At 37.5% G+C, this 20,862-nt stretch carries 20 protein-coding genes and 1 pseudogene; 15 read left to right on the top strand and 6 right to left on the bottom strand.

What is annotated here, in order from left to right:
* Together H513_RS0102050 and H513_RS0102045 are read left to right on the top strand one after the other, a co-directional pair.
* Entirely contained in the window at positions 1 to 1,218 is a 1,218-nt protein-coding gene (locus H513_RS0102050; RefSeq protein ID WP_026799205.1) for a S1C family serine protease, read from the top strand.
* Positions 1,219 to 1,275: 57 nt separating this feature from the next.
* Complete coding sequence (locus H513_RS0102045; RefSeq protein ID WP_036768759.1) at positions 1,276 to 1,455, top strand: CxxH/CxxC protein; 180 nt, start codon at positions 1,276 to 1,278, stop codon at positions 1,453 to 1,455.
* A 136-nt stretch (positions 1,456 to 1,591) separates the two neighbouring features.
* Here H513_RS0102045 and H513_RS0102040 read toward each other — a convergent pair whose 3' ends face one another.
* Entirely contained in the window at positions 1,592 to 3,076 is a 1,485-nt protein-coding gene (locus H513_RS0102040; protein ID WP_026799203.1) for a Na+/H+ antiporter NhaC family protein, read from the bottom strand.
* 124 nt (positions 3,077 to 3,200) lie between these two features.
* Between H513_RS0102040 and rlmH (H513_RS22020) the strand changes: the two genes are divergently transcribed.
* A complete protein-coding gene (gene rlmH / locus H513_RS22020) occupies positions 3,201 to 3,680 on the top strand; it encodes a 23S rRNA (pseudouridine(1915)-N(3))-methyltransferase RlmH (RefSeq protein ID WP_081658133.1) in 480 nt (159 codons plus the stop codon).
* Between the two features lie 618 nt (positions 3,681 to 4,298).
* On the opposite strand, the pseudogene H513_RS22015 reads toward rlmH (H513_RS22020), so the two are convergent.
* Together H513_RS22015 and H513_RS0102030 are read right to left on the bottom strand one after the other, a co-directional pair.
* A pseudogene (locus tag H513_RS22015) lies at positions 4,299 to 5,342 on the bottom strand (recombinase family protein); the annotation flags it as partial.
* Positions 5,335 to 6,090 carry a hypothetical protein gene (locus H513_RS0102030; RefSeq protein WP_026799202.1) on the bottom strand — a complete coding sequence of 252 codons (756 nt, stop codon included), beginning with the start codon at positions 6,088 to 6,090 and terminating at the stop codon, positions 5,335 to 5,337. The pseudogene H513_RS22015 and the gene H513_RS0102030, both read right to left, overlap by 8 nt.
* A gap of 129 nt (positions 6,091 to 6,219) precedes the next feature.
* Between H513_RS0102030 and H513_RS22150 the strand changes: the two genes are divergently transcribed.
* The 4 genes from H513_RS22150 to rlmH (H513_RS0102010) all read left to right on the top strand — a co-directional run bounded on the left by H513_RS22150 (position 6,220) and on the right by rlmH (H513_RS0102010) (position 8,455).
* Positions 6,220 to 6,348 carry a hypothetical protein gene (locus tag H513_RS22150; protein ID WP_267879640.1) on the top strand — a complete coding sequence of 43 codons (129 nt, stop codon included), beginning with the start codon at positions 6,220 to 6,222 and terminating at the stop codon, positions 6,346 to 6,348.
* 48 nt (positions 6,349 to 6,396) lie between these two features.
* Complete coding sequence (locus H513_RS0102020) at positions 6,397 to 7,467, top strand: hypothetical protein (RefSeq protein ID WP_026799201.1); 1,071 nt, start codon at positions 6,397 to 6,399, stop codon at positions 7,465 to 7,467.
* An 88-nt stretch (positions 7,468 to 7,555) separates the two neighbouring features.
* Complete coding sequence (locus tag H513_RS0102015) at positions 7,556 to 7,906, top strand: hypothetical protein (RefSeq protein ID WP_026799200.1); 351 nt, start codon at positions 7,556 to 7,558, stop codon at positions 7,904 to 7,906.
* Positions 7,907 to 7,975: 69 nt separating this feature from the next.
* Entirely contained in the window at positions 7,976 to 8,455 is a 480-nt protein-coding gene (gene rlmH / locus H513_RS0102010; protein WP_026799199.1) for a 23S rRNA (pseudouridine(1915)-N(3))-methyltransferase RlmH, read from the top strand.
* Positions 8,456 to 8,724: 269 nt separating this feature from the next.
* On the opposite strand, the gene radC is transcribed toward rlmH (H513_RS0102010), so the two are convergent.
* The 3 genes from radC to H513_RS0101995 all read right to left on the bottom strand — a co-directional run bounded on the left by radC (position 8,725) and on the right by H513_RS0101995 (position 10,801).
* Positions 8,725 to 9,333 (bottom strand): RadC family protein, encoded by a 609-nt coding sequence (gene radC, locus H513_RS0102005; RefSeq protein WP_051239586.1) that lies wholly within the window; start codon positions 9,331 to 9,333, stop codon positions 8,725 to 8,727.
* Between the two features lie 207 nt (positions 9,334 to 9,540).
* Positions 9,541 to 10,263 (bottom strand): hypothetical protein, encoded by a 723-nt coding sequence (locus tag H513_RS19455; RefSeq protein ID WP_051239584.1) that lies wholly within the window; start codon positions 10,261 to 10,263, stop codon positions 9,541 to 9,543.
* Between the two features lie 25 nt (positions 10,264 to 10,288).
* Positions 10,289 to 10,801: a hypothetical protein gene (locus H513_RS0101995; RefSeq protein WP_026799197.1), complete on the bottom strand. Its 513-nt coding sequence runs from the start codon at positions 10,799 to 10,801 to the stop codon at positions 10,289 to 10,291.
* Positions 10,802 to 11,311: 510 nt separating this feature from the next.
* On the opposite strand from H513_RS0101995, the gene H513_RS0101990 reads away from it, so the two are divergent.
* The 8 genes from H513_RS0101990 (at position 11,312) to H513_RS0101955 (ending at position 20,709) form a co-directional block, all read left to right on the top strand.
* Complete coding sequence (locus H513_RS0101990; protein WP_026799196.1) at positions 11,312 to 11,887, top strand: restriction endonuclease subunit S; 576 nt, start codon at positions 11,312 to 11,314, stop codon at positions 11,885 to 11,887.
* 14 nt (positions 11,888 to 11,901) lie between these two features.
* On the top strand, positions 11,902 to 13,431 hold the full coding sequence (locus tag H513_RS0101985; protein ID WP_026799195.1) for a type I restriction-modification system subunit M: 1,530 nt from the start codon (positions 11,902 to 11,904) through the stop codon (positions 13,429 to 13,431).
* Between the two features lie 9 nt (positions 13,432 to 13,440).
* The gene (locus tag H513_RS20790) at positions 13,441 to 14,670 is read left to right on the top strand and encodes a restriction endonuclease subunit S (protein WP_051239581.1); all 1,230 of its coding nucleotides are present in this window, start codon (positions 13,441 to 13,443) and stop codon (positions 14,668 to 14,670) included.
* A gap of 67 nt (positions 14,671 to 14,737) precedes the next feature.
* The gene (locus H513_RS0101975; RefSeq protein WP_026799194.1) at positions 14,738 to 17,812 is read left to right on the top strand and encodes a type I restriction endonuclease subunit R; all 3,075 of its coding nucleotides are present in this window, start codon (positions 14,738 to 14,740) and stop codon (positions 17,810 to 17,812) included.
* Positions 17,813 to 17,825: 13 nt separating this feature from the next.
* Positions 17,826 to 18,557, top strand: coding sequence for a M48 family metallopeptidase (locus tag H513_RS0101970; RefSeq protein WP_026799193.1), 732 nt, complete (start codon positions 17,826 to 17,828; stop codon positions 18,555 to 18,557).
* Between the two features lie 160 nt (positions 18,558 to 18,717).
* Complete coding sequence (locus H513_RS0101965; protein ID WP_026799192.1) at positions 18,718 to 19,500, top strand: hypothetical protein; 783 nt, start codon at positions 18,718 to 18,720, stop codon at positions 19,498 to 19,500.
* A 2-nt stretch (positions 19,501 to 19,502) separates the two neighbouring features.
* The gene (locus H513_RS0101960; protein WP_026799191.1) at positions 19,503 to 20,129 is read left to right on the top strand and encodes a hypothetical protein; all 627 of its coding nucleotides are present in this window, start codon (positions 19,503 to 19,505) and stop codon (positions 20,127 to 20,129) included.
* A gap of 115 nt (positions 20,130 to 20,244) precedes the next feature.
* Entirely contained in the window at positions 20,245 to 20,709 is a 465-nt protein-coding gene (locus H513_RS0101955; protein WP_156111424.1) for a hypothetical protein, read from the top strand.
* The last annotated feature ends 153 nt before the right edge of the window (positions 20,710 to 20,862 follow it).

Here is a 20,862-nt window from a genome sequence, read left to right as displayed (position 1 = left end):
ATGGGCTATTACGATGACCACGCTCCTGAACGGAATCGCCGCCGAAAGCCTCGGTGGATTGGGCCGACCATTCTAGGGGTGATTCTTGGAATCTTTATTGTATTTCTAGCACTTCCTTCCCTCATTAGAGGTAATTTAATGCCGTATGATGTGACAATTGGAGACGAGGAGGACGCTCAGGTTGAGCGTGAATCCGGTACAACATCTGGTGATGGCCAGACAGTAAATGTTGATGTAACCACCCAAATCACAGAAGTGGTCAGTGACGTTCAAAACACGGTGGTAGGGGTCGTTAATATTAGCCAGCGTCAATCTGGATTCTTTGAACAAAGTTCAGGAACCCAACAACAGACTGGTTCTGGGGTCATCTATAAGCTTGATGGGGACACGGCTTATGTGGTCACGAATAACCACGTTATTGAAGGAGCCGACGAAATTGAATTGTCCCTTATGGATGGGACTCGTGTAGAAGCTGAACTGTTAGGCGGCGATCAGTTTACGGACTTAGCGGTGCTCTCTGCGAACGCTGCGAACATTGAGAAGGCAATTGAAATCGGAGATAGCTCCCAAGTGAAAGTAGGAGAGCCTGCGATAGCGATTGGGAATCCGCTAGGCCTACAGTTCGCCGGTTCTGTCACGAAAGGGATTATTAGCGGGAAGCAACGTGCCATCCCTCAAGATTTCAATGGAGATGGTCTAGCTGATTGGCAAGCAGAAGTCATGCAAACTGATGCAGCGATTAATCCAGGGAACAGTGGTGGCGCTCTCGTTAATATTGAAGGGCAGCTCATTGGCATCAACTCAATGAAGATTGCTCAATCAAGCGTAGAGGGAATCGGTCTTGCCATCCCGATTAATCAGGCGATGCCAATTATTGAGGACATTGAACAAGATGGAGAGGTCACGCGTCCATATATGGGAGTATCAGCGTATTCCTTATCTGAAGTTCCAAGCACATACTGGGATACAGAACTGAACCTACCTGCTGAAGTAGAGACAGGTGTTATCGTCGAAAGTGTCCAACCGACAACACCAGCTGATCAGGCAGGCTTAGAGCGTTACGATGTGATTGTGGAGATGGATGGAGAGCAAATTAATGATATTATTGATTTGAGGAAGCACCTTTACAATCAGAAAGCGGTTGGGGATGAAATGACCGTAAGCTTCTATCGTAATGGAGAGCTTCAAGAAACGACCATGACATTATCAACTCAATAAATGAGAAACGGGGGTCTATGCCCCCGTTTTGTTATGAACAGGAAAGGAGGAAGAAGCATGACGCTTTATGTATGCAAGGAACATGTGGATAAGGCACTAGACGTAGTGGTTGATGAAGAAGAGACATTTCCGGAATTATCCCAAGTGTATAACTCCACTGGTTTGTCCACAACATGTGAATATTGCAGTGAACAAGCCTTATATATGGTAGCGAACGGAGGTTCCTCTACTAAATAAGGGATTCATTTTGTGTATATGTGGATAACTTTGTGCATAACCTGTAGATATGCATGGAGTAAGTTATAAAAAATATACAATTGTCCCAATGTGGATAAAAGAAAAAGCCGCGAATGAGTTCGCGGCTTTTTCGTGTTTACTTCGTTTTTTCTGGCTTAATCTCTTCCCCATTCTCACCTGTGAAGCGAAGGCCCCAACCTGTGAAGGCAGCGACTACCATGACAATGAGTAAGAACCAAGCTTGAAATACGTACGGGAATACCTCAGTAGGACCTACAACGGGTAGAAATCCATACTCTCTCGCGGCACCTTGAATCGTTGCCCAACCGAGTAACACTCCTCCACTCCAAGGAAAGATGTAACCAAGTGAGGAGGATACCGTGTCGAGCAAATTCGCACGGCGATACGGATGGATATTAAATTCTTTCCCTAGCTTTCGTACGAAAGGACCTGCTGTAATCTCAGCGGCAGTGTTGATTGTAATAAATACGTTCAAGAATGCAACAATCGCCACGATGGATAACTCGGCGCGACGGACAACGCCATTAATAATCTTCAAGAAGAAGTTCTTGATGGCTTCCATCGTTCCAGCCAGCTCCATTAAGTGAGCTGCAGCTAGAATGAAGAGAATAAGGATTGCCATATTGAAGTAGCCTCCAATCCCATTCATCAACGCTCCCCCAACTTCCGGGTTACCAGCTTCATTCATTCCGATGTAAATGATGTCCGTTAGCGGTGTATCATTAATAAAGATGATGGCGATTGATGCGACAATCCCCCACGTAAGCGACGTCAATAGATGGTGCCCCGTTAATGCGAGCGTCAATACCAAGGCGAACGGAATAATCATAAAGAGTCCTTCTGGTGAGACTTGCTCTTTCAGCTGCTGAAAGGCTGCCTCGTTTCCACCTGTATCGCCTCCCCCAACGACTACGAAAAGAATAAGCGCTGGAATAGCGGCGGCAAGCGAGTATTTAAAGCGAGATTTAACCACGCCAGGAACATCTGCTTCCTGAGTTGTAGCCGATACAATCGTCGTATCGGAAACCGGTGCGAGGTTATCGCCGAATACGGCACCACTTAAGATTGCCGCAAGTAAGATGACAGGGTCAGCCCCTAGGATAATGCCGGCAGGATACATGAGCACTCCGAACGTGGCAACCGTTCCATAGCCTGTCCCTACCGCTGTTGAGAAGATGGCGGCAAGCAAGAAGGTTAGGCCGACAATCCATCCACCTTCAAGACCTGTCTGGAATCCGAACCAAATGAGTCCATCGACTAAACCGCCGGCTGCAAGGAGCTTCGCAAACATCCCTGCCCAGAACCACGCGATGACGGCAATGACCCCAATTGGCTGCGCCATCCCAATAACGAGCGCCTGTGCGTAATCCTTCCATGCCGATTTACAGAAGAATAGCCCAATTGCTACCCCCATCACCATGCCTAGGACAAGCGCCTCTTCTGTAACGAGCTTTAATACACTTAATACAATCGCCCATGTAATGAAGAAGACAAGAGGAATCGTTGCGGCGAACACGCCACCACGAAATTCGAGCTTGTCTACTGTGTTTTGTCCAATTGCTTCTTTTGCTTCTTGTTGTTGATGTCGTTGATCATCCATCAGCGTTCCTCCTTCGTCTTTCTCTATTCTACTGGCTTTCCTGACAAAATCCAAAACCATTATCAAGAAATAGGACCAACCGTGGTACGATATAGGTAAATAGACGCGCGATGGAGGGACAACCATGAAAATCTCAATTATTTCAGTAGGTAAATTAAAGGAAAAATACTTAAAACAAGGCATAGACGAATATACAAAGCGACTCGGCGCCTACGCCAACATAAATCTCGTCGAAGTCCCGGACGAAAAAGCACCCGAGAACCTAAGTGAGGCCGATATGGAAGAAGTGAAACGAAAAGAAGGAGAACGCATCCTAAGCAAAATCTCACACGATGACCACGTCATCACCCTCGAAATTAAAGGGAAAATGATTACGTCTGAGCAACTCGCGAAAGATATTGATAATCTTGCGACGTACGGGAAAAGCAAGGTTACGTTCGTGATAGGAGGATCACTTGGGTTGAGTGATGAAGTGATGAAGCGGTCCGATTATGCCCTGTCCTTCTCTAAGATGACACTGCCCCACCAGCTCATGCGATTGGTGTTGTTGGAGCAGGTGTATCGGGCGTTTCGGATTATTCGGGGGGAACCGTACCTCGTTTAAGGGTAAAATATTAAGCGAATCCATCAATTCGCTCCGGCTCACTCCCTCCATACTTTCCAGTTCCCAAGACTCTATCGGCTTGATAAAATCCATGTTGTTCATCGTATTCAACAAATCCATGGTTTGATGTTCCAAACCTTCGATTGTGAAGTCGAAGTGTAGATTGATGTTCTCTACACGTCGTCCGATTCTCCGTGGAGCATCTTTTGTAATTTGAATATCTTTAATGATCAGATGAAGCAATGCCTTTTGTTGAGTGATATCTGATTTACTTAAGATCGTCTCCAAATTACTAAGCAGGTGATAAAGTGCATCTTCATCAATAGGTGCTGTATCACATTCGCTTAACTCTACGTTCAATTCTTCAATCTTCTGCTCCAATGACACTTTCTCTTCCATCATCTCCTGCAACTTTGGCTTAAAGATTGCAGCAAGAGTTGGGTCGTCCATCAATTGAGTGGTTGTGTTATCAATTCGTCCTTCAATCTTCTTCAGCTTACTTTCGTGAATGCGGATCTGTTCATCGATAGGATCTTTCGCGTTCATTCGCTTATCGTTCACACTCTGAACAATGTTCTTTAGTACATAGGGTTCGGCTACGATACGCTTTAGTTCTTCAAATACAGATTCTTCAACTCTCTCAGCTCTAATCGAATTGGCACGACAAGCGGTTTTTCCTTTGTTATGGTGAAAGCCACAAACGTAATACCGATACTTCTTGCCGTTTCCGCCATTAGATCTTCCGGGAACCATCCCGTGTCCACATTGAGGGCATCTGACCAATCCACTTAGTAAATAAGGGGATTGTGAGCGTGATGGCTTGTGAGATCTTTTCTTGCGTATTTTCTGTACCCGTTCCCACTGTTCGTTAGAGATGATTGACTGGTGCTTTCCATCCACTAGTATATAGTTCTCGTTCTTCCCTTTACGATGCTTCTCGCTCCAATTCTCGTACATATTGAAGCGGATCTTACCAATATATAAAGGATTATCGAGAATTGTTTTTATAGTGTGTATTGCGAAATCATTTCCGCGCTTTGTTTTAAATCCCATCGAATTGATTCTACTGACAATCGCTTTATAGCCAAAGTCTTCTTCAACGTAGTCAAAAATGAGTTGGATGACATGAGCTTCTTTTTTGTTGATCACCAATTCTTTATTCACACTGTCGTATCCATACACTAGTCCGCCATTGTAATACCCTTGTTTAGCACGTTGACTCATGCCCATTTTCAGTCGTTCGATAGTGGAATTACGTTCATATTCGGAGAAGTTACTGGCCATCTGAAACATCATTTTACCCATTGGCGTAGTAATGTCCATATCTTCCTTAAGACTAATCAGTTTTACATTCGCCTGATCAAATCTTTCTGCAATTTCCAAGGCATCTTTAGACTTACGAGAAATCCGATCGATCTTATAGACGATAACTGCCTGAAAGTCCCCGCTGCCAAGATCCTTCAGTAATTGTTTCATCTGCGGACGACCGGAGATATTCTTTCCACTAACGCCTTCATCCAGATATCTTCTTACCACTTCCATACCTCGTTGTTCAGCATAGGTCTCCATTTCTTCAATTTGCCCCTGAATGCTGTACCCTTCTGTTGCTTGTTCTTCCGTACTTACACGAGCGTAAATTGCTACTGGGGTTTTATCACTCATCTTCTTTTCTCCTCTCATAATCTTCTTTTAATTTTTGTGTATAAACTATCGCATCTTCATATGCTTGATTGTCATAAGAATCTTTTCCTTTTTTTGAATGCCATGGAAAAGTATCTAGAAAGTGATTACCGTAGTTTAAGTATTCTTTAGCGAGCTTTAAAGGATCAGGTAGATTTTCTTTCTCTGAAACATCAGGATCTATTAAAACATCATTAGAGTTGGTTTGATTAATGATGGTACTTAAGAAGGTGAATAGACGCTCATTATTTAGTTTGGTCTTACTGGTGTAGATGAACATATCTTGTTCGTCATCATTCGAAGCTATCCTAGTGACAGTGGTTTTAATTCTATACTCTTTTTCAAATAGGGGGTTAACTGTCATACGGGTTAAATCACGATTTTTATTTATGCTTTTTTCTGCTGCTTGAGCAGTATTATATATGTTCGGAGCAAGCTCTACAGACTTTTCTAAATCGTCATAGTAGTCATCGAAGAAAACATATAAAGACACACCAAAGTCCTTTGCAAGACCATGTAGGTAAGTTGAATAGATATCCTTTGTATTTCCTTTTTCAATAGCGGTTAAAGTGGATCTGGAAAACAAATTAATTCTTTGGGTGACACTTTTCACACTAAAATCATTTCCGAATTTTTTACGAAGCGTTTCTCTTATGTACTTAACCCTTTTTCCAATGGATAGCTGTTTTAGTTCAGAGAGGTCTTTTACGTTAAGTAGTGCCTTTTTCATTTTGATCACTCCTAAATGAGTAAGATAAGATACACTGATAATACCATAATGTCAGTTATATGTCACCTGGGTGTTGATTGTATATAAAATAATGTGATATGCTTTTCCTCAGAAAGTGAGGTGAAGATAATGACTCAAGAAATGAAGGAAGAGAGCTTGTATGAGTATTATTCAGCGAAGAAGGAAAAAGGTGATCTTTTTATTAGTAAAGTATCCGAGATGCTTGAAGAATATTTGAAGAAAACCGACAATAAATGATTTTCTCTGTAATACGTGCACAACTAGGTACTTAAGGAGCGGGGGATTATGTTTGATACTGTTAAATTAGGGGTTCCATTAGCATTAAGTATAGAAGAGATTCAGAGGATAGAATGGGACAGGATAAACACTAATTATAGGACGAACAATGGATCAAGGACTGTTTTTCATGTCCTCCACGATGCAAGTTTGCGAGGGGCTCCTTTTATTCGTTACACCTATAAAGAAGACGACCCAGACAGATGTTGGTTGAAAGTCGAGGCTTCCATTCCTAACTTTCTAATCGGTTCAAATGTATATGAAATCAACAATAATGATATAGACAACTTCTTTAAAGTCATTCGTAAGTATTTGTCGTTACAGTTGAAAGTAAGCATAGGTAGAATTCCGACCAAGGAGCACTTTATCATTGAAAAGCTACATGTTTGCAAGAACTTCCAAGTAGGCCATCATAAAACGCACTATCTTCAAGCTGTCTCTTCCAAAGTCATAGCTAAATTTGATAGAGCTTTCCACTTTGAGAAAGGCAGCGATAGACTTGAAACAGTAGAGTGGAAAGGAGCGAAAAAGGAAGAGAAAATATATGATAAAGAAGCGGAAGTAAGACAACAAAAAAACTATGATGACAAAGAAAAGCACTTAATGGATGCGAAAGGTTTATTGCGGTATGAGATAGAGCTTTCTGACAGGGAAATCAGAGAGGTTAATCCCTCCAGAAAAGCTGTGGACTTGTTAGATATGGATTTTGGTAAAGAAGTAATTCAAAAGGGGTTAGATAGAAATGGGCTTAGTGCCGGGGTGAAATATACATCATATCAAGAAGTGATTGATGATATTAATATACAGTCATCAAATACGAGGTCTTCTACAGCTTTAATTGGATTCTTTACTGAATTATTTGTTAACGGTGAAGAAATGTGTAAGTCCAAATACTCGTCATCGGGTTATAGAAAGAGAAGAAGTAAACTGCTGGATGTGTTAGGTGTTGATGATCTCCTAATAAGTGACGCTAAATTGCCACCATTATTAGTTGTTAATGATCTCCTAATAAGTGACGCTAAATTGCCACCATTATTAGTTGTTAATAAAAAGACTGCCTCTGTTCTGGGGGAACAGTAGACAGTCATTAAAGAAATCTTTGAATACCTTGATTTTATCATCAATACTAACAGCATTCAATTTTGTGTAATCTGGAGGTGAATTCATTATGAGTATTGTAGTTAAAGTGATAGATACTTTCCCAACACAAGATATCTTAGCGATAGCCCAGGTTACAATTGATGAATATCTAACATTGCATGGGGTAAAGCTGTCAATTGATCGTACAGAGCGTTATCATGTAACATTGCCAACCTCTAAAGAAGGTGAATGTACAATAACATTGATAAGCGACAGTCTTAAAGAAAAAATATATGATGGTATGGTTCATCAATATGAACACTTTATATATAACTATGTAAATAGTAGACAGGGTAAAAATGTTGAATTCATATATAAATTGGAGAAAGAACGTATCATCTCTTCTAAGAAAAAGTTTCTTACCCCTTTGATTTGCTGATGATAAGAGCATACCCTATTGTACTTTTCAAAATGGGTATGCTTAACTGTTACAATGAGGTGATTGGATATGCAGATACAAATTGTAAGTGTCGGAAAGATTAAAGAGAAATACATCAAACAGGGTATCACTGAGTTTGAGAAACGTCTTCGCCCATACTGCAAGTTGACGATGGATGAAGTGAACGATGAACAGGCCCCTGAACAAATGAGTGAGAAAGAAATGATTAAGGTGAAGGATAAAGAAGGGGAGCGGATCTTAAATAAAATAAAGCCAAACCAGTACGTTATTGTTCTGGATCTACAGGGTGAGCAATGGTCATCTGAGAATCTAGCTAAACACATGGAGCAGTTAAGCATCCATGGGAAGAGTCAAGTGTCATTCGTCATCGGTGGATCAAATGGGTTGAGTAATGATGTATTGAAGCGTGCAGATCAAAAGCTTTCCTTCTCGAAGATGACGTTCCCTCATCAGTTGATGAAGCTGATATTAATGGAGCAGATCTATCGGGCATTCAAAATCCAGAAGAACGAGCCATATCATAAATAATTCATATAAATTTGCGTTACAATGTTACAATTTTGCTATGTAGCGTGTATATATATAAGTAAATGGCATTTTTAGTGGATTTCCTTATTGTGTAAAATGCGCATAAAAAATAAAAAGGCTGATATGACAACGTTTCTAGGTGGTCTTGATGTGGAGCATAGAGAAAAAAGAGCAACATCTCCAAAACTTACCCCATTTTACTGTTGTATTGATAAAAGAACCAGTGAAGATGATGAATAACACCATCCTCACTGGCTTTTGTCATGTGTTTAGAGGTAACCTTTTTCTTTCAAGCTAGAATACTTCTCATGGCCGATGACAAGGTGATCCAGTATCTCGATACCAATCATCTTCCCGGCTTCAGCTAGTCGTTTCGTAACGTTTACATCTTCCGTACTTGGAGTTACGTCCCCACTAGGATGGTTATGAGCGACGATAGCACTGGCGCAGCTACGACGAATCAAGTGTTTAAAGCATTCCCTTGGATGAACGATGGAAGCATTCAACGAACCGATAAATACTGTTTCTTTGAACAGTATCTCATTCTTGGTATTCAGTCCAAGGACGACGAAATGTTCTCGATCAAGATGTTGCATATCGCTTAGATAATCATACGCGTCTTCGGGTGAGCGTATCGTAAAACGGTCTTCAGACGGGCATGGGTTCATACGTGCCAACTGTAAAGCAGCAATGATCTGAGCAGCCTTCACTTTGCCGATCCCTTTGATCTGCATAAGCTCTTCTTCTGTAACATCCAATAGCTCTTTGACTGATGGATAACGAGTGAAGATCTCATTTACGACATAGCTGTCTTCCTTTTCTCTCGTAGATGTGGCAAGCAAGTGTTTGAATGTCATTTTATCGATAGTGTTATTCATTATAAGTTCCTCCAGTTTATTTGTAATTAAAAAAAGGAGAGACGACGATCGTCCCTCCTGATTGAGTGAATCTTATTGATTCGATATACTGTTGATATAGAAAAGTTGTCTGATGAGTTCACATTGCCGATGAGCTCATCTTTTTTGTGCATTAAAAAAGCCATCGACTGCATTTGCAATCCATGGGTGATCACCTGTTGTATTCATTTAACTTCTGACCTCTTTCAATGCCAGTAAATCTTGGATGAAGTCCGAGGCCTGACTCTTGGTTAAGTCTTTACTTCGATCGACGTTAAAACTAATCTGCATGATTTCTTTGGCAACGTCCGTCGGCAGATTCATCTCATCGATGATGTTGAAGATCATCTGCAGCTGAGCTTTAGTCACCTTATCTGCATGTTGGTTTGACGTCTGTCTTTTTGGAAAATCTTCAATGTCCTGAGTGAAGATGCCGCTGGATCGTGTTGCGGATAAGACAGCGTCGATCAACGCCCGTTTCTTCGCCATCTTCAAAATGGTGTTGACGATAGAATAGGCATCCTGTTGTCGGAATGATGCTTCCTTGCTGTTGCAGGAACCTAGCCCTTCTGCTTCGATGATTTTGTTATCTTTGCGGATGAGCGTCATCTTCACTTCATAAGCAAAGATACCTTTCTCCCAATCTTCAATACGATTGACGACGTCTGCAGTCTTAGAGAATCCGAATACATCACATAGCTTCTCTGCACCTGGCTTCAGTAACGTAGGCTTAGAGAAACCATCAATTAAACCGTAGTCAACTCCCTTTACCATCACGTCATCCACAAACGTTTGTAGTTGCTGGATACGCTGTTGTGATTCTGAAGATGAAACGACGATATTGGGTAACGACTGTTTATCGACATTCTCTTTATCGTAAAATTGAATAATATTACCTTGACGATTCTTCATACTGATTTCACCTCCTTTCAATGACTTAAGATTTTTTGTGAACCATGTGTGCAAGAATGTTTAGGTTTCTGGCGGTTTGTCGAACCACCGAACTGCCGATTTGATGTTGAAGTTGATTACCTTTAGAAAACATGGAATGTGACCATTCAACGGTATTTGATAACGACTGTTGTGACCCATCATTGAATTTATCCATCGCTTCACACCATTTATTGATCATCTCCTCACCTTTTGCCGATGTGAAAGTAGCACTGTCTTTCAGGTACTCATGCAATCCTTTTTTGTTTGACTGTGATTGATCATCATCTTTATGTGAAGCTTCTACAGCAGTTATTAGGTTATATAGTTGTTTGCGTCTTTTGAGCAATTGAACTAGCTGAACGTAATCGTTTCTTTCGACAATGAGAAGGATTTCTTCGTCTACTTCTTCAAGCTGTTGCTTTAATGAAAGTAGAAGCTCATCTACCTCTTTTCTTGATAAATCTTTACCGTTTTCAAAAGAATCTTGGGTTTGGTATCTTCTGAATTTCATCTTCATACTCTCTCCTCCTAGTTTTATTACTTAAAGTGGTGATAACCTTTCAATGTCAGCTCCAATACTTTTCCTTCATCTCTCCGATCACTGACTAATAACAACCCGTCGTCTTCGAGCTGCATCAGACCAACTTCACAGATCCCATACTCCACTAGATATTTAGCAGCAACCCACTTATCTAATTTCTTGGCTTCTACTAAGACTGTTGATAGTGTGATTCATTTACATCACCTCCTTTCAAATGCGCTCCTCTCACCACGCAAGTCGTCTCTGTAAATACAAAAAAGACCATCATCTATCGCTAATGGATAAATGACGGTCTTATATAGAGGGGTGGGGCATGAAACGGATGGGTACCCCTTTTCATATATACATGCAGGTACTCAGAGAATTTGTATATTATTTTTTAGTCATATCGGCTAAAATCAACGTTTGACACATAAAAAAATATGTTATAAGTTATATATAACACTTGTTAAATATTGAATATAACAAAATGGAAGTGGGTGTAAAATGAAACTTGAGGATATTGCAGAGATCAAGACTGGTTTAGTTCTAACAAGGAAAAAAGCGGAAGTGGATTTTAAAGTAAAAGCTACATATCGCTTATTAACATTAAGAAATATTGAAGAAGACGGAACATTTAACGATCACCCCTTTGATGTGTTTCACAGTAATGACGAACTAAGTCCACGTTATTTTACTGAAGAAGGCGATATTGTGATGCGGTTATCTGATCCAAATACTGCTGTTTACATAAGTAAAGACCAGGCTAATCTCTTGGTTCCATCTAATTTTGTATTAATTAAAGTGAAAAATGCTCAAGTGTTGCCTGGATATATTGCTTGGTATTTAAACAGGGATTCTATTAAGCGGGAGTTAGCAAAGTCACAATCAGGTACACGGATTCTTAGCACGAACAAAAATGTGTTAAAAACTATTTCTATAAAAATGCTATCACTGGATAATCAAGAAGCATTGATTAAGATGTTAAGTCTTCATCGTAAAGAAAAAAGACTTTATCAGAAGTTAATCATGGAAAAAGAGGATTGGTTTAAAGGTGTTTCTCAACAAATATTACAAGGATAATGGGAGGAATTTTAATGAGTGAGAAAGTAACACAACAAGATATTAATGCAGTTTTGTGGCAAGCGGCAGATACGTTTAGAGGAAAAATAGATTCAAGTATTTATAAGGATTACATACTGACCATGTTGTTCATGAAGTATATTAGTGATGCTTATAAAGAGCACTTGGAAGAGTACACAAAAAGATATGATGGAGATGAGCGACGAATACAACGCGCTTTATCTCGTGAACGTTTTGTATTAGAAGAAGATGCAACCTTTGATTTCTTATATAGTAAACGTAATGATCCAGAAATCGGTGAAATTATTAATAAGGCATTAGAGAAATTAGAAAATGAGAACACTGGCAAGTTACGAGGTGTATTCCGTAACATTGACTTTAACTCTGAGTCAGTGTTAGGAAAGGCAAAAGACCGTAACTCTATGTTACGTTCCGTATTAGAGGATTTTAATAGATTAACATTAAAACCATCTGTTGTTGGTAGTGAAGATGTAATTGGAGATTCCTATCAATATATGATTGAACGTTTTGCAAGTGACGCAGGTAAAAAAGGTGGAGAATTCTTTACACCTTCTATGGTTTCTGAATTACTAGCACGCCTAGTGAAACCTGAAGAAAATGACCGAATCTACGATCCAACATGCGGATCTGGTTCATTATTAATTAAAGTTGCTAATCAAGTACCAAATAAAAAGGTGCAAATATATGGTCAAGAACGTAATGGTCAGACACATTCCTTAGCAATAATGAACATGTACTTACATGGTATCGATGATGCTAAGTTAGAGTGGGGAGATACATTAGCTAATCCTCTTCATTTAGAAGATGATAAATTAATGAAATTCCAGAGAATTGTGGCTAATCCTCCATTCTCTTTGGATAAGTGGGCAATGGGTTTTGCTGATGATACAACAAATGATAAAAAATTCAAAATGGATGCTTCTTTAGACCCTTATCGTCGTTTTGATTGGGGAGTTCCTCCAAGCTCTAAAGGAGACTATGCTTTTGTTCAGCACATGTTACATTCATTGGCTGAAGAAGGTCGGATGGCGACAATATTACCTCATGGTGTTCTATTTAGAGGATCCAGCGAAGGGAAAATACGAAAACAGATAATAGAAATGAACCTATTAGATGCTGTAATAGGAGTGCCTGAAGGGTTATTCTTTGGAACAGGAATTCCAGCTTGTATTATGGTATTCCAAAAGAATCGTAAGCGAGACAATGTATTATTCATTGATGCATCTGGAGAAGGCAACTATGAAAAAGGTAAGAACCAGAATAAATTACGGGAACGGGATATTGAAAAAATAGTTGAAACGTACCTAAATTATGAAACAATTGATAAGTATTCATATCTGGCAACAATGAGTGAAATCAAGGATAACGACTATAACCTTAATATTCCACGTTATGTTGATACGTTTGAAGAAGAAGAATCCATCAACATGGAAGATGTAAAGAAAAATATTAGTGATATTAAGTCGGAACTTCAAGGCGTAGAACAGCAAATGGAACAATATTTAAAGAATCTTGGATTGTAGGTGTTAATAATGCAATTTAAAACTATAAAAATGATAGGTCAAATTCCAAAAGAGTGGGATACTATCTACCTTAAAGACATTGCTACACTTATTACTAAGGGTGCTACCCCAACAACATACGGTTTCCCATGGGTAGAACATGGTATATTTCTATTTAAGAGTGACTGTGTTAAAAATGGGAAATTCAGGTACGGAGAATATAATTATATATCAGAGGAAGCACATAATTACCTGAAAAGATCCAAAATTAATTCAGGTGACATTGTTATGTCAATTACTGGAGATCTTGGTCGAGTAGCTATTATCCCTGAGGATATTGAAGAGGCGAACATAAACCAACATCTCGCAAAAATTTCAATTGAAAATCAAAAAGTTCATCCGAAATTTATTTATCATTGGTTAAATAGAAAAGAAATACGTAGATATTATAACTTAATTAAGACAGGTTTAGCATATCCTCAAATAAGTTTGAAGCAGGTTAGAGAAACAGTTGTACCAGTCCCAGCAATCGAAGAACAAAAAAAAATAGCAGATATACTCTCAACTTGGGATAAGGCCATTGAATTAAAAGAACAGCTAGTTGATCAGAGAAAGGAGCAAAAAAGAGGTTTGATCCAAAAGTTACTTACTTCTGAAGTTCGATTACCAGGTTTTCATGGTGATTGGAAAGAATTTAAGATAAAAGAACTAAGTAAAGTGGTAACAGGTAACACACCGAGTACAAAAAATAAAGAATATTACGAAGGAGGACATTATCCTTGGATAACGCCTACTGATATAAGTGACTCTAAATATGTAACAAAAGGCGAAAGATATTTAACACAAAAAGGACTAGAGAAAGGTCGTTACGTTCCAAAAGGAAGCCTATTAGTAACATGCATAGCAAGTATAGGGAAAAATGCTATTATTAGAAATGATGGCAGTTGCAACCAGCAGATAAATGCTGTTTTTCCTAGCGAGCACCATTCTAACGAGTTCTTATATTATAAATTGGAAAAGGATACAAAACGGTTGGAGTCATTTGCAGGCAGAAGTGCAACAGCAATAATTAATAAAAAAACTTTTGAAAACTTCAAAGTTAAGTTACCCCCTTATGATGAACAAGTAGCAATTGCAGAAATTCTTTCTAAAATAGATGAGAATATTGAGTTACTTTTACAAAATATTGACCAGTTAAAAAAACAAAAAAACGGTCTAGTTCAATTATTACTAACAGGAAAGATTCGGGTAAAGGTATGACATCTTTTACCTGATTTTCTTTTATTACAGCGGAGGTGGGAAAGTGCAAAGTAATCGTTATGATGAAATGACAATAAGTCAAACTCCTGCAGTTAAGGTTCTAAAGGGGCTAGGCTATAATCAACTTCCTTCAGAAGAAGCGGAACGCATGAGGGGAAACCTTTATAATGTATTATTAAAAGATGTCTTAGAACAAAAATTACGGGAGCTTAATGATTATGAATATAAAGGTATTACACATTCTTTTAGTGAAGGGAATATACAGCAAGCTATCCGTGATTTAGACGAATCCTTAACAGATGGACTAGTAAAAACTAATGAAAAAATTTATGAATCTATAATGCTGGGTAGAAGTTACACAGAAAATCTATCGGATGGATCAAGAAAATCATTTTCGATTCAATACATTGATTGGGAGAATATTAATAAAAATGTGTTTCACATAGTTGAGGAGTTTTCCGTTGAAAGACAAGATGGCAAAGATACTATTCGCCCTGACATTGTTTTATTTGTAAATGGTATCCCCTTTGCTGTAATTGAGTGTAAGCGGGCATCCATTTCAATGGAACAAGGTATTAGCCAAATGATTCGTAATCAAGGTAAAGACTATGCGCCGCATTTGTTTAAGTTTGTTCAGTTGGTTATGTCAACGAATAAAAATGAAACGAAATATGCTACTTGTAATACACCAAAGAAGTTTTGGTCTGTGTGGAAAGAGCAAGATGTTAACTGGTTACAAAATCAATTAAATCAGGTTGTTTCGGATCGGATACCTACAGTACAAGACAAAAATATAATATCTCTATTTCATCCAGAACGTTTATTAGATACTACACGTTACTTTCTATTGTTTGATAAAGATGTTAAGAAGGTAGCACGTTACCAACAATTTTTTGCTATAAAAGAGATCATAAAAACTATTGAACAACGTGACGAAAATGGAAATCGCCAATCAGGTGTTATTTGGCATACACAAGGTTCCGGGAAATCACTTACAATGGTCATGTTAGCTAAATATATTTTATCTGAACTTTGGGAATATAGTCCAAAGGTTGTTGTCGTAACGGATAGAGTTGAGTTAGATAAACAAATTCATAAAACGTTTAATCATTCAAGACTTAAAGCGAGTCGGGCATCCACAGGTAAGCACCTTATCAATCTAATTAATGATAATAATGCTGATGTTGTCACAACTCTAGTGCACAAGTTTGACACAGCATCAAAAAAACAAGATCCGATAGAATCAAAGGATATTTTTATTTTAGTTGATGAAAGTCACCGTACACAATATGGAGAACTGAACATCAAGATGAAGAAAGTATTTCCAAATGCTTCTTACCTTGGATTTACCGGTACACCTTTAATGAAAAAAGAGAAGAATACAATGATTCGGTTCGGAAAACTGATTCACCAATATACTATTGCAGACGGTGTAGCTGATAAGGCTATTTTACCTTTATTGTATGAAGGGAGAATGGTTGAACAGACAGTAAATCAAAAAGCAATTGATAATCGATTAGAAATGATTACACGCCATCTAAATGATGAGCAAAAAGATCAAGTAATGAAGAAATGGAGTAAGTTTGAACGAATTGCATCTTCAGATCAACGATTAAAAACCATTGCATTTGATATTAATAATCACTTCTTGGATAACTATAAAACACAAGGCTCTAACTTTAAGGCGATGCTAGCAACGAACAGTAAAATAGAAGCAATCCGTTATTTGGAAGCATTTGAAGAATTGGAAGACTTAAACTGTGCTGTTGTAGTTTCTCCACCAGACCAAAGAGAAGGACATGAAGCGGTTGATGTTGCTTCTAAAGATAAGATACAGCAATTTTGGAAGCGAATGATGGATCGTTATGGTGATGCGGATAAATATGAAGATGCAATTAAAGATGAATTTGTTAATGGAGATGATATCGATATACTGATTGTAGTCGATAAACTGTTAACTGGTTTTGACGCACCAAAAGCATCTGTTCTTTATATTGATAAACCTATGAAAGAGCATACCTTACTTCAAGCTATTGCTCGTGTAAATCGTTTATATGAAGGCAAAGACTATGGTGTCATAATTGATTACCGAGGTTTGTTAGAGAAGTTGGATGATGCAATGGAAATGTATAGCGGTTCTGGATTAGAAAATTTTGATCCAAATGATTTAAAAGGTGCTATTCATGATGTTGTTGAAATTGTTGGAAAGATACGCCAGCATCATTCTGACCTATGGCAAATATTTTCACCAATTAAAAACAAAAAAGACACAGAAGAATATGAGGTTTTATTAGAAGATAAAAAGCTACGAGATGACTTCTATGATGTATTGAGTAAGTTCGGTCGTAATGTAGCTATCGCCCTTGAGTCTGAACAAATCTATAATTCAATAGGACAAGAGGAACTAAATAAATACAAACGTGACTTAAAGTTCTTCCAGGAATTAAGGAAAAGTGTTAAGTTGCGATATTCTGATACGATTGATCATAAAGAATATGAAGCAAAGATGCAAAAATTAATGGATCAGTACATTTCTTCAGAGGATATGATGCAGATTACAAATCCAGTTGATATCTTGGATCGTGATCGTTTTGAAGAAGAAATGGATCGTCTAGGCTCCAAACGTGCGAAAGCTGATGCAATTCGTACTCGCTTAACAAAAAGTATTAATGAAAAATATGAAGAGAACCCTGCGTATTATAAGAAGTTTTCGGAACGTATTCAGCAAGCTTTAGACGAGTATAAAGAAAAGCGAATCAACGAAGCAGAATACTGGCAAAGAATGAACAAAATGAAAGAAGAATATCGTCAAGGTGCTTCTGAAGATAATTATCCATCTAATATAAAAGGTAATGGTAATGCTCAGGCCTTTTATGGTGTAACTAAAGATACATTTAATGAAATAAATGAGAAAAAAACTTCTTATGATCTTGTTGGTGAATTGGCCTTAGATATGGATGGGATTATACGTGAGCACACTAAAGTTGACTGGCATGATAATACTGATGTTCATAATCGCATTGAACAAGCATTAGATGATTTAGTGTATGAGTTTGCTGACAAACAGGGTATTGAACTAGATTTTGATCAAATTGATAAGTTAATTGAACAAATTAAAACTGTAGCATTACGACGTTATTAAGGTGCTGACAAACATGAGTATACACCAAATTGAATATGGTAATAAAAGAATTGTTTTTGAAGTTGAACGGAAGAATGTTAAAAATGTCAACTTAAACATTAAGCCAGATATGTCTGTAATAGTATCTGCAAATGAAAGAGTTCCACTCGATTTTATAGAAGGTCTGGTTAAAAAAAAAGCACCGTGGATTTTAAAGCACGTAAGGGAATTTGCTAAAGTGCAACCAGAAAGAAAAAGTGAACGCGAATATGTGAGCGGTGAGTCTTACAAATATCTTGGCAAACAGTATCGATTGCGTGTGAAGCAAGTGGATGAAAAAAGTGATGAGGGCGTTAAGTATTTTAGGGGATTTATCCATTTATATGTTCAAAACCCTAATGATGTAGTTAAAAAAAAGCGCCTTATTGATGAGTGGTACAAAAAACGTGCAGATAGGATATTTCATGAATCTTTGGAAAAGGTTCATTCCAAGATTAGTAAGTATGAAATTGGGAAGCCTATGTTACAAATACGTTCGATGAAGGCTCGTTGGGGCTCTGCATTAGTTGATTCAGATATCATACAAATAAATTCTGAATTGATTAAGGCACCAAAGACTTGTATAGATTATGTTATTTTACATGAGCTTATCCATTTTAAATATAATGATCATAGTAATAAATTCTATGAGATGTTGTATGCTTTGATGCCTGACTGGGAGTCCAGAAAAGAAATATTAGATGAAGATATAGTTAAAGAGCTTTAGTGCCCTAAATAACTGAATTCTAACAGTTGTGTTAATGTTTATCTTACTGCTTTGTTGAACCATTATGAAAACAGTAAGATAATTCTTGACAATTCAGATATTACCGACATACTTGAATTAAAGAAGAAAAACAAATTGTTTACAATGTGGGGAGGAACTTATGGCCATTTTTAATTTTTTTACACTGAATACAGCTGAACAATTAGATTTATTTTTTTCAGAAGACGGGCAGTTGGATTTAGATATATTGAGGAATCGAATGGTTGAAAATAGGGCACCTATTGATGGCCAAGGCGGGATTAACGGCGAAGGTTTTATAAGTCCTAATTTTCAAATAAGAAACGACCAACAAGTTGTTGAAAGCTTTTGCGCTTCCCAAGGCAGTTTAGGTTACTATAACGAAGCCAGAATGATAAATGATAATTTCACTACTCAGAGAATTCAACACCATTACTATAGTAAATCCTTCATGATGATAACTCAAAAAAGTGATTTCATTATTAAATTTGATTTTGCAAGTGAAGAGGGTACAAAAAGCAAAGTGAAATCTCTAATTGAAGAGATGGGATTTGAGGCAACGATCTTTCGTCTTGATAATGAATTGTTAAGAAAGATTCAAGGAAGGTTTGATTGGACTGCTGCTAAACTGGATAAAATAGAAAGATATGGCGATAGCACAAGGAGAGTCTCATACGAAATAGATCCTGCAGATGATCAGTTTCCTTCTCAGGTTGATGAAGACTATAGAGAGCATGGAAAAATGTCTCACATAACATTTGAAATCCCATACAATGCACCTGGAGCTCCGAATACCGTTACTGTAAAGCTATATTCGCAAGGGCACCGTATTGTTATTGATGAGGATGAATTAGGTGGGTCGCCGACTGAAGAGTTTATACTATACTTACTCGGTATATTGAAGGGGCTAAAAGAGGAGGTATAAAAGTGAATTTCTCCTTATATCAAGTTGATAAACCCAAAAAACTAAAGAGGCTATCAAGTAATAAGATGAGTTTCTTTAAAAATAACGATGATGATATAAACCTGTTTCATTTCAATGAAATTGAAACAGGTATGTTTCATATTGTTTATAATATTGAAGATGTATATCAGGTTGGAACTAAAAGGGTTGGAAATCAAATGAATTTACCTTTTAGACAATTTATAAATTGCTTCTTCTTTATTGATAATGAATATTTTCTATTAGAGGAGACTATTGATCAATATAGAGAAGATTTGGTGAAACATGTTGAAACAAAAGCTGGTGTAGCAATAAAGTTAAAAACATTAAATAATAATGACTTTGTCAAGCTCTTCAGTTACCTTAATGGATTTATTAAAAGGTTAGAGTATGTTGACGAAAACGAGGTTGATTATTTTCTGAACTCTGTAAGTGGTAAAGAGTTTAACGAAATAGCGGAGAATTATACCTTAGATCGTGTAACATTACTTGTGGAGGATCAGTTTGTTTCAATATATAGAAAAGGTAAAATTTCAGTGGATAACAGTGATGAAGAGTACTTGATAAAGTTCACAAAGGAAATTGCTAATGCGATTCACAACAATAATTAATATTCTTGTTACGAGTTCTTTAATTATACTTGGGTCAATACTGGGTGGAAATCTGAATAACTTCCTGTATGTTTTTTGGATATGTGCCTTGATTTTCTATGCAGTAATAATACAAGTGTCGATTAACAAAATACAAGATAAAGATTCTGAATTAAATATAGAACGAGCTAAGATGAGTGCTTTTTTAATCAGAAAAGATACTAACAATCAACACTCAGCAATTCAATGTTCTTTTTATCCTAAAAATAATGGTGGGAAAATACTCAAAAACAGAAGAGTTAGTGTTGATATTTACACTAACTCCACAGTTAATCTTGCAAGTCACCCTGAGGTAAAATTAACTCTTGATAAAGAATGTAGTATATATATAAATAATCAACCCCTCAATAGTGTATTGTATGCTGGAAGATATGATTATTATCTTAGGAACTCTCTATTGAATAGTTTAGAGGATAGATATTTCAAGTATTCTTTTGAGATTGAATTTCATAATATTGGTGAGCATATTTTCAAAATTGAGACCAGTAACGGGGAATATATAAATGAAGTGTCAAATTCTATCAATGTTGTTAGCGGGTAATATAATACCTGCTTTTTTTATTTTACCCTATTTAACGTTACGGTGAACCGTATCATAAATAGAGGCAAAATAAACGAACCTAGTAAGGAATCTCATCCCTTGCTAGGTTCGTTTAGCATACGTAACTTTAAGTGAAATCAGCAGCACAACTTA

Origin of the sequence: Pontibacillus halophilus JSM 076056 = DSM 19796, assembly GCF_000425205.1 — a bacterium.
Taxonomy (GTDB): domain Bacteria; phylum Bacillota; class Bacilli; order Bacillales; family BH030062; genus Pontibacillus_A; species Pontibacillus_A halophilus.
Note: the sequence above shows the minus strand (reverse complement) of the source record. Positions and strands in the feature narration are given on the sequence as shown.